Here is a 9,283-nt window from a genome sequence, read left to right as displayed (position 1 = left end):
TCAACATACCTGCAAGCAGACTGTAGCCTTTCTCGTAGTCCGCGTGTGTCAGGTCGTCGGAGTTGTCCTCAAGGTACTCGACGAGTACCTTAACGGCCAAGTCAACCTGGGTCTTAGGCAACACAAGGTTCACTTGGAGCATTCGTAATCACCCCTCTTGAGGATTGGAATCTGGAGAATTGGCTGGGGCGGCAGGACTCGAACCTGCAGTAACCGGGGTCCAAAGCCCCGTGCCTCTACCGATTCGGCGACGCCCCATTACTTGTTGTCGCTGCAGACCCCGTAATTTCCAGGATCGCGTTTTGGGCATCTTGTTGTCCCTCCCTTGTACAGGACGCATTCTGAAGAGAGCCCGCTGTGCTCCAGCAGGCTCATTGCACAAGAAGTATGGCCCTCCGCGTCAAGCGCAGAGAACATCGCGCACCGAGGGTGCAGACAAAAGGCTCCATCAGAAGAAATGGAGATGCTTATGAGGACGGGGACGTGCGCCGTCTCCGGCCACGTCCAATGGGAAAAGACTACTCCTTATCTGGGCTTTGTAACTGCCGCCTTCGGCGAACGAGATCTTGAATGGTCGCCGTCTCAGTAATCAAGCCTCTGAGCTAGGCACTGCAGGAAAACACAAAAGCGAGCCTCTGCTCGCTCTCCGGCTCTTGATGCGCGTTGTCCCGTGCTTATCTAGCCCAGACTTGGAGGATTGTCACTACAAGGGTGACGAGTCCGATGGCCGCTCCGTTTACAGCAATCACAAAGCTCCGGATCTTACTGGACTCCTCGATCACGCGTTTCTCAATCTTGTTTGCGAGGTCATCCAGGTCGCTCTTCTGAACGTACTCGGCCTTGTTCAAGATGCCGACCAGCGCCTCTGCGCCGTCGTCTCCCAGCTTTTCGCGAAGCACCTGCGGCATAAGCACGATACCCACGCCCATCACCGTCCCACCTCCATTATAATAGTGTCCGGCCCGGGCAGCCAGTGCCGTTGCGCTCGAGTTGCACCAGGCAGACAGACCATCGAGATTGCAGTCAGTCATTCCTGACCCGCTCGCTGTTTCAGGTGAGGGGCTTCGAGTAGGACCGTTGCCCAGCACACCCGCGCTGAGGGGGTCAAGCGCTGATCGAATGGAAGGCTCACGCTATCTTTTCGAGTACCGCGCGAATCTGGGCTCTGACGATTTCCACGTCAGCCTCGAGGTAGCTGAGGTTGGTTCTGAGGACCTGCTCGTACTCGTTGACCTGCGCCAACAGCGTCTTGGTCTCCTCGATAATCCGGGCGGCAGCCGTCTCGCTGATTGGCGCTTCCCCCCGGATTTGCTCGCTGAGACTCAGGATGTGCCGTTTGACCTGGTTTTGGAAGTTCTCGGCGATCATGGCGCGCGCATCGTGCGCGTCATAGAGCGGCATGACGATGAATCGGCACTCTTCGCTCACCAGATGGCAGAGGGCCCTCAACTTGAAGAGGTCCTCCTGATACTTCTCCGGGACGAAGTAGAGCGCCGACTTCATGAATGTCGGGCTCATGCCATGAAGAATGCCCGAGACCGTTCTCCTGATGTGGTCGCCCTGGTAATAGCGCCTGTACTCGTCGTAGAGACCGGCGATCTTGGCCAGGGTATCGACGATCAGGGCGTCGCTGCCCCATGACTGAGAAGTCAGATCGGAGGAGGAGCGGTCGAACCTGATCTGAGCCACCGTCCCGTACGAGAGGCGGACGTTGTTAGCGTCAACGATCTCGTCTACGAGGTGGCGGATGACCCCATCTTTGCTAGACACAACTTCTCTCACCAGGACATTGCGCCTGGTGTTGTCGGGCCCCTTCAGTCCCGTTATTTCCGCTTCACGCGTTGCGCGCCGAAACGCGTCAACCGGACGGATCTCAGGGGGCATTAACGACGGGTCAACGCCGGCCTCGTCGAATCTCGCGCGAAGTTCATCTCTTGTGATCTTGATATTCTCGGGGATCTCGTACGCGGAGACCCAGCCGAGAGGGCGACTCTCCGCGCGGTTCGTAAGGATCTTGCCGTCGAGGATGCCTTTCTTCATGCCGCAACGCCTCCCGCAGCGGGAGCCTCAGCTTCTGCCGAGACCGGCTTCCCGGCGACCCGTCTCACGCGCCGCGGTGAAGGCCGCGCAACGGACTTCATTCCGGCGAGCACGGCCTTAGCCATCGCCTTCTTGTCGTCTTCGGGAAGGGCCGCGATAGAATTCACCGCCAGGTTGAGCGTCGCTTGCGCGATACGCTTCTTGAAGGCGGGTATACCCTTGCCACCGAGCCACACGCCCGCTCCCAGGGAGCAGAGCCCGAGGACCGCATAAAACATCGCTCATTCCTCCCAATGCGCTGTTTTTAGGAAAAGGGGCGCCGGGGGGAATAGCCCCCCGGCTTGGCTGGTGAATCAGGCCGGGAGGCCCGAACTCAGGCTATAGACGACGCACGGCGCCTCACGTTTGGGTTTTAGAACCCGGGCGTCAACGCCCTTCTGCAACAGGACACCCGCCCTGCGACCGGCCCAGCCGGTGTCCAGCTCGGCGGGTTTTGCGCTGCTCGTCTTGCTCACTCTTGGCTCTACGGCTCTTAGCTCGCTTCTGACAGCGAGTAAATCGCGTACTGTCGCCATGCGAGACTCCCTGGGCTTCGCTGCCGGAGACCCGGCAGCCGCGTGTCGTTTCTGTCTCCGCTACACACGGTCACCGGTCTTTCGGATACGAAGCCAGCGGTGCTATAGGGGGAACATCGATCCCTACGCCACGAGACCCAGAGGCATTTCATGGGAGCTAATGGCAATGGCCTTTGTCAGGTGTCCAACGGCGGCCGCAACAGCGGCCTCACGCACCTCGGCAGGCGACGCGCCGCGCGCGCTCGCCTCGTAAGCGGCGGCGCGCGCGGCGGAGAAAATGTCCTCAGCCTCCCGTTTGTAAACGTCTTCCGCATTGGACGCGGAAGCCATCAGGCGCGCTACAGCGACTGCGCCCTCAGACGCTTCGAGCCAGCCAGCTCGAGCCATTTCCCTCTCCTGGGTCGAAAGGGGGCAAAGCCCCCTGGACATGTCGCGGCCCAGGAGGCTTCACCTCCTTCTTTTCCCCTTTTCTTGTTCATCTTGATACGCGCGTACCGCGCGCACCCAGCTACAGCCTTACCGCCGCTAGAGCAGCAAGAAAGGCTGCTTCGATTAGCAATTCGAGCCTGCGCGGGCCTTCTATCTGTCGGGCCTGGCAGAACCTGACCAGTCCCAAGACGAGAAGACAGGCGCTGACGAAGCGGCGAACCGCTTCTGGCATAAGGCCTTCCCTCCTTGTTGAACTGGATTCTCGGTGGTATAATGATACTGGGCAGGTTGGGTCTGCCCAGGGTTGGGGCTTCATCCGTGGGAGGGCTTCTGCATAGAGGCCCTTTTAATTTTGAGAAGCTCGAGCCAAACGGCTAGGAGCTTCAGCAAAATCTCAAGGGCCCCAAGCAAGACCTCGCTCCACTTACCCATATCTACCACCTCCCTTGCCCCAAGGGGAAAGGGGTGACAGATGCCCCAAAGTGTGTGCTAGGTCACGAGGCTTCAGCCTCAGCTGGCCCCGCGCTCGGGGGCGGTACCTGCGCCTCGGTGACGGACTCGATTTTCAGGCAAACGAGGTCCGTCCGGTCGTTGCAGCGGGCATCGTACATCAGGGAAGTCACCTCGTCGGCCACACTGCTCGGGTCCGCGTTCCTGGGAGACACAGCCAGCACGAGCTGAACCCGGAAGATCTTCCCCAGCCTCTCTTCGCGCACAGTTCTTTCTTCCTTGTCAGAACGTGGTGAACTTGTCCGCCAGCATTCGCTTTTCGCCCGGCGGCACATGCTCGACCCCGGGCGCCGGGACCATTGCGAAAACCCGTCCCGGTCACGCCTGGGCCGCAGTGATCGACCCTATGGCGATTGCCCCCGGCAGCGTCTCCTCTCAACACCAGCCAATCCTGCGCATGCGCACACCTCCATGTCGCCTACCCGGAGTTCCGGGCTGATAGTAGCAGCGAACACCTGTTCGCCGCTGACCGCAAAACAAATGCCCGTCAGGTTGCCCTAACAGGCATTGAGATGTGTGCCCGCCAGATCACGTCCGGCAGGCGCTGTATTCAGTTCCCTATGGTCCCGCCGATCACGTCAGCGAGGCAAGAAGGCCCATCGGCCTAGGCAAACCCACTCATAACCCCCGGACAACCGAGTCGCCCGGGAAGGACCTGAAACACCACAAGCCGCTCAAGGGCGGCTACCGTCAGCCTACCATAGCGGCCTCGGGGTTGTCAAGCATAATTTTCCGCGATTTCCAAAGATCCCGCAAACCGTTTGTACAGGCGGAGTCCGTTGGCGAGTTCCGTGTCCCAGGTGAATCTCGCCATCGCCTCCGGGGCAACCGCCCTGGCAATTTCCTCCGCTTGCTTCCTCGAGGCGCAGACCACCAACAGCCTCATGTCGTCGGGGACATACTCGATCATCTCTTCGCACCAGACGACATCGCCCGGGAACAGGCGCGGGGCCAGGATCGCGTAGGTCGTGGACCCCAATCGCGCCTGAGCGGTTACCCCATCGTGGGGCGCGGCGGTGTAATCGACCTCCGGCCACAATCTACGCATTGCTACGTACAATTGGTTGGCCGCAACAAGGCGGAAAGCGGATCCAACCGAGAAGCGCTCAAGAGTGAGTCTCAAGAGCCTCGCGGATTCATACCCGACTGCGTACATGCAAGGCGAAATGTCCGTCTCCAGCCGGTCAACGAGCCCGGCCAACCACATGTGCCTCAGATTATCCTTCATGGTTCTCGGCTGGATCCCTCTGAGAGCCGCTATCTGGGCCGACGTGAGCACCTTCAGCTCGCTCAGGAGCCTCAACGTGTCGATCTGGTGTCCGTTGGCGATGAAACAATCGGGCTTCGTTCTGGCCAGGCGCCGTAGTGTGACGGTGCCCTCCGGGTGTCCGGCGAAAGGGCCGAACTCCCGGAGGACGTTCTCGGCCGCTACCGCTGCCATGCTCTCTGCAGAACCGGGTTCGCAGCCGTGCGCTGCGACACCAGGTTCGCTTCAATGTAGTGGTTCTCAGGCTTGATTCGCCTGATGGCTACCTTCACTTCGGCGCCGACCGAAGGAGCCCCCGCCACGGGCTTCCATATCTCAGCGTTGATCCCGGGCTCGAGTTCCACCACGAGCCGCCTCTTGTTGCCGCGCTCCTTCTCTCGCACGATCCTTCCCCGATACAGCCCCCCGACCTGATACTTGAAGGGCTGGGACGCCCAGGGATCGGGAAGAAGCGCCTTCAGGGTCACGACAACGGTCTGGGTGTCCGGATATATCTTCAGGATCTTTACGTCGAAGGAGTCGCCGGGGGCGACAACCTCACGCGCGTCCAGGACGAGACCGTGGGATAGCTCCTTCGCCGGCAAGTCGGCCATGACCCCGCCGATGTCAACACTAGCCCGGAACCTGGACACCCAGCGGACCGTACAGGTCTTCACCGGCGCGACTTCGGCGATGCGGTTCATGATTTCGAGCCGCTGCTTCCTCAGATCCAGGATCCGTTGCCTGTCGACAGAGCCCTTCTTCTTCTCCGCCGCGAAATCCGTCTCGATCTTGTCGAGGGCCTGGGTGAGCTCAATGACCAGGCCGGCTTCTTTCTTGAGGTCCTGCCAAGTTTCCTTGGACAGCGTCTCCAGGGCCGCCCTCCTGGAAAGCATCACCGTGCCACTGGCCTTATCGCAGTGAATCACCTTGAAGGCAACCGGGATCCCGACAAACGAAGTGAGCGACTTCGGTCTATTATCCCCGATCTCCTCGTCCATGATCACTCCCTTGACGGGCCCGAAAGACACAATGAGCGCATCCTTTCCGTCTATGCGCTCAAGCCCGATCACGTCTTCTTGAACGATGTGGCCCCGCCTCATCGCGTCGAAGAGGTCGGGCCACGGGTCAACCGCAAAGTCTCGCTTTTCTCCCTTGTACCCTTCAATGAGTTTTATCATTTGACTAGTCGTATCCCCCTCTCGGTTGGTCGCCGCCGGGCATCTTTCACAACCCGGGCCTTGCTTTCAATGGCCTCGCCGACCTCACTGAAGGCCTGGGCATACTTGATGAGAAGGTCCTCAAGACCTTCTCCTATCGCTTCCTCTTCGAGCAGCTGCTCAATGTACGGCTTGAGCGCCAGCAGCGGCTTCGCAATCGCCTCCACCGTCTCCAGCAGAAGCACTCCCTTTTTCTTTGCCTTTCCCTCGATGTGGTTCAAGGCCGACTCTCTGTTGTATACTGCCTGCTCCAGTTCTTCTTTCTTGTGACTCAGTTTCCGGATCTCATCAAGCATCTTGTCGCGATCAACGATAATCTTCTGGCATTCCTGAAGTTGCCCCTCAAGGTCCCTTAACTGTCTTTGCATCACCTCCAGAACCAAGTAGCCGCGGTCAGACTCTTCCCTGGCGCGACGCGCCTCTTCCTTGAGCCGCTTCACCTCCTCGTTTGACAGGGATGCAATCTCCTCTCCTAAAGCGTCAAACAGAGCCTTCTGAACGTCCGGGGGCAATTTGGAGAGGCGGTTGCCTGCAACTATGCCCAATTTGCCGTGATCCACAAGGCCCTGGAGTTCGGGAATCAAGTCGTTTAGGGTGTCAAGCCTATACGCGCAGCGCTCGGATATCTGGAGTCCATCCGCTAGCTCTGCCATTGTGGCAGAGTGAACTCGGCCGCCGTTTCTGATGCCGAGCAATTCTTTCTTCCTTCGCACCGCCTTTGCCATTTCCATAGTGCTGAGAGCGCGTGTCTCTATGTTCGCGTCTATCAACATGAGCTCGGCGGTGCTCTCGTCCGCCTCAACGATGATACAGGGCACGTCTTTGAGCCCCGCCGCCTCCGCCGCCTGCCTTCTTCGGTGCCCGGAGACTATCTCGTACCTCCCGTCCCCCAGCTCGCGCACTACAAGCGGATGAATGACGCCGAGTTCCCGAATGCTGTCGGCCAGGCTGTCCAACTCCTCCTGGGAAGCCGGCTTGAAAAAGTTCTTCGGGTTTTCGGTAAGCCATTCAATCGGAATTGACCGGGCCTCGCGGTTTTCAGTCACGGAGTATCCTCCCTCCTGTGTGATGGTCAGGTGTTGAGCGCAACGCCACGTCGCGCAGCGCCGAGGCGTTGAATTGACCTCAGCAGCCGCTTGCTGTAACCGTCAGTCCTCTTGTAGGCGGCTGCGTTGAGGGCCCTTTTTATCTCAACTTCCCGCATCAGCCGCCTCTCGGCAGCCGTGACGGGAACGATCTGGTAGTCCAGCCCGGGCCAGTCCTTCTGCAGATGGTCGACGTGGGCGAAGGCCGCCTGCCAACTTGTAAAGTCCGCACAGCCCTCGATGACCTTGACCCGCAGTTCTTTGCCGTCAACCACCCTTCGTATTTCCTGGGTCGGCCATTGCAGCAAGTACGCAGCGATTTGGTCGCCATCTCTGTCTCTTGAAGCAGCCACTACGGCATCGCCTCCCGGCATTTTCCCCGAAAACGCTCCAGCCCCGGCGTCACGGGATGAGCTCCGCGGATGCCGTCTTTCTTATGGGGATGGCCGCGTAGGACTCCTGGAAGGCCGGGAGAAGATACATCGGAACAGTGCCCCTAACTCTGACCGTCACCCGCAGTCCCGAGACTGTCACTTCCTTGTTTGTCACGATCACGCCGAGGTTTTCCAAATCCATCGCCTGTATGTTCCTGTTCAGAGCATCGAGGGCTTCCGCCCTGGATGTGTCCGGGTCGAGTATGATTGTCTGGCTGTAGACGTTGCCGTCGCGGTCCACCTCAACCCGAACGCTCACTGTTCCGGCCCCCGCCAGCGCGGCGGCGTCCGCAGCCGCCTGAAGGTGAGACGCATGAAGCCAGGCGCGGCCGAGATCGAGCAGGAGCGCCATGAGCAACATGAACACGCTCGTCGCGACGGCTATCGCGATCAAGATGCTGCCCCGCGTGTTTGCAATCGGCGCTTTCATTCGATTAGCCTCGCTTTCATTGAAGTGATGCCTACCTGGCTGCCCGGTACCACCCGATAGCCGATCTGCAGAACTCGAATCTGATCGACTACCGGGGTCAGCAGCGGATTCGAGGCGACGAGAGTCAACCGATAGCAAAGGAACATCCCGTTCGGCACGTCGGTGTTGGCGCCTGGCGCCACGACTGTCCAGGTACCGCCCCCGTCAGCGCTGACTTCGCACAGAACGTCACAGCCCAGGGGAATCGACCCCAGCCACTCGACCCGCACTCGGGAAATTACCTCCACGGCCGGCTGAACCGTAGAAACGACGGTGGCCGACGGCCGGTACCCTACTCCGAACGGACACGACAGGCTCAGCGCGTGATTCGTCTCCCACTCCTCGCCGTCGAACGCGCGATACACAATGCCCGTCGTGGTGAGGGCCGCGTATTCCCACCGCCTCCAAGGAGACGCCGTGATATCCGTCGCTCCGCTCAAGGGGTCGTCCATACCCGCCACGGGCTGCGAGCCGCCAGCACCAAGTACGTAAAGGAAGGTCCGGCTGCCATCACCAGAGAGAACGCGAAATGCGCCATCCAGGAACGCTACTCCTCGAGCGCCCGGGACGGTGACGTTGAACGTCCCGTTCTCGACGTAAGCACCGGAATCGAACCTGTAGTAGCGCACCTCATCCCCATCGAGAACGAGAAGGGCGTTGTCGCGGAAACTCAGTGAACGGCCAGAAGCCAGGCCCGCCACTCGAAAACCCGACACCTCGCTGTACGTCCCGCCCGACCAGGCGTAGTAAAGCGCGGCGGTCCTGGTAAGAATCCAGAAGTCCTTCCCGACAGCACGCTCGACGGACACAACGTCGGAGAGACTACCAATAGAACAGAGCGTCTCCACGGCTCCGCCTTCAGTGATCCCGCAGGCGCGCACCTCCGTCGGAGTCGCAAGCAACAAGACGCTGCCGTCCGCGGTGTACGCCGCCGAAAGAAGGCCCGAAACAGCCAGGTCCTTCTCGGGGGTATGAGCCATGCCGGATCCGTCAAAGGCGTAGAAGCGAGCTATTCCTTCGGAGCAGGCAACCATCTCCGCCTTGTTCGGTCGCAGGGCGACCGAGCCGGAGTCCCAATGGAGGGAAGCGACGCCGGGCGAGGCCGTGTCTATGTCCGCAGTAGTCAGAGCCGCATCTAGAAGTGTCTTGTCGAGGAAGTGGTCCTCCAGGGCCAGCAGGTTCGGGTTCTCAAGACCATCTGCTTGGGCCGGCCGAGCGGGGCAGATGGCCGCAATAAGGACGAGCGCAAGAACAAGAGAGACGCATCTTCTTGAT

At 60.0% G+C, this 9,283-nt stretch carries 12 protein-coding genes and 1 tRNA gene; all 13 read right to left on the bottom strand.

What is annotated here, in order from left to right; translation table 11 throughout:
• Positions 1-180: 180 nt before the first annotated feature.
• A tRNA-Gln gene (locus NUW23_02430) sits at positions 181-258 on the bottom strand.
• Between the two features lie 416 nt (positions 259-674).
• Positions 675-929, bottom strand: a complete 255-nt coding sequence (locus NUW23_02425) for a hypothetical protein (protein MCR4425033.1) — start codon at positions 927-929, stop codon at positions 675-677.
• Positions 930-1,128: 199 nt separating this feature from the next.
• On the bottom strand, positions 1,129-2,040 hold the full coding sequence (locus NUW23_02420; protein ID MCR4425032.1) for a hypothetical protein: 912 nt from the start codon (positions 2,038-2,040) through the stop codon (positions 1,129-1,131).
• Entirely contained in the window at positions 2,037-2,318 is a 282-nt protein-coding gene (locus tag NUW23_02415; protein ID MCR4425031.1) for a hypothetical protein, read from the bottom strand. The genes NUW23_02420 and NUW23_02415 overlap by 4 nt, the downstream gene beginning before the upstream one ends.
• 420 nt (positions 2,319-2,738) lie before the next feature.
• Positions 2,739-3,002: a hypothetical protein gene (locus tag NUW23_02410; GenBank protein ID MCR4425030.1), complete on the bottom strand. Its 264-nt coding sequence runs from the start codon at positions 3,000-3,002 to the stop codon at positions 2,739-2,741.
• Between the two features lie 121 nt (positions 3,003-3,123).
• Positions 3,124-3,276, bottom strand: a complete 153-nt coding sequence (locus NUW23_02405; protein MCR4425029.1) for a hypothetical protein — start codon at positions 3,274-3,276, stop codon at positions 3,124-3,126.
• 262 nt (positions 3,277-3,538) lie between these two features.
• Positions 3,539-3,760 (bottom strand): hypothetical protein, encoded by a 222-nt coding sequence (locus NUW23_02400; protein MCR4425028.1) that lies wholly within the window; start codon positions 3,758-3,760, stop codon positions 3,539-3,541.
• A gap of 512 nt (positions 3,761-4,272) precedes the next feature.
• Positions 4,273-4,995, bottom strand: a complete 723-nt coding sequence (locus NUW23_02395) for a hypothetical protein (GenBank protein MCR4425027.1) — start codon at positions 4,993-4,995, stop codon at positions 4,273-4,275.
• Positions 4,983-5,981 (bottom strand): hypothetical protein, encoded by a 999-nt coding sequence (locus NUW23_02390; GenBank protein MCR4425026.1) that lies wholly within the window; start codon positions 5,979-5,981, stop codon positions 4,983-4,985. The genes NUW23_02395 and NUW23_02390 overlap by 13 nt, the downstream gene beginning before the upstream one ends.
• Positions 5,978-7,066 (bottom strand): ParB/RepB/Spo0J family partition protein, encoded by a 1,089-nt coding sequence (locus tag NUW23_02385; protein MCR4425025.1) that lies wholly within the window; start codon positions 7,064-7,066, stop codon positions 5,978-5,980. The genes NUW23_02390 and NUW23_02385 overlap by 4 nt, the downstream gene beginning before the upstream one ends.
• Before the next feature lie 26 nt (positions 7,067-7,092).
• Entirely contained in the window at positions 7,093-7,458 is a 366-nt protein-coding gene (locus NUW23_02380) for a hypothetical protein (GenBank protein MCR4425024.1), read from the bottom strand.
• A 49-nt stretch (positions 7,459-7,507) separates the two neighbouring features.
• Positions 7,508-7,969, bottom strand: a complete 462-nt coding sequence (locus tag NUW23_02375; GenBank protein MCR4425023.1) for a pilus assembly protein TadG-related protein — start codon at positions 7,967-7,969, stop codon at positions 7,508-7,510.
• Positions 7,966-9,283 (bottom strand): hypothetical protein (locus NUW23_02370; GenBank protein ID MCR4425022.1); only part of this gene is annotated, 1,318 nt, incomplete at its 5' end. The genes NUW23_02375 and NUW23_02370, both read right to left, overlap by 4 nt.

This window comes from Bacillota bacterium, from assembly GCA_024655925.1.
Classification (GTDB): domain Bacteria; phylum Bacillota; class DTU025; order DTU025; family JANLFS01; genus JANLFS01.
The sequence above is the reverse complement of the archived record's forward strand: the minus strand, read 5'-3'. Positions and strand labels throughout refer to the sequence as shown.